This window comes from Paenibacillus taichungensis, assembly GCF_013359905.1.
Classification (GTDB): Bacteria; Bacillota; Bacilli; order Paenibacillales; family Paenibacillaceae; genus Paenibacillus; species Paenibacillus taichungensis.
This window is the reverse complement of record NZ_JABMCC010000088.1, coordinates 1-279: the sequence shown is the minus strand read 5'-3', so window position 1 is coordinate 279 and position 279 is coordinate 1. Positions and strand designations below refer to the sequence as shown.

Genomic DNA, 279 nt, shown 5'->3' with positions numbered 1-279 from the left:
GAAGTTAACACATTAAGCACTCCGCCTGGGGAGTACGGTCGCAAGACTGAAACTCAAAGGAATTGACGGGGACCCGCACAAGCAGTGGAGTATGTGGTTTAATTCGAAGCAACGCGAAGAACCTTACCAGGTCTTGACATCTGAATGACCGGTGCAGAGATGTACCTTTTCTTCGGAACATTCAAGACAGGTGGTGCATGGTTGTCGTCAGCTCGTGTCGTGAGATGTTGGGTTAAGTCCCGCAACGAGCGCAACCCTTGATCTTAGTTGCCAGCACTT

1 rRNA gene is annotated in these 279 nt (G+C 50.2%); it reads left to right on the top strand.

The features are described from left to right. Window positions 1–279, top strand: a 16S ribosomal RNA gene (locus HP548_RS02450); the annotation flags it as partial.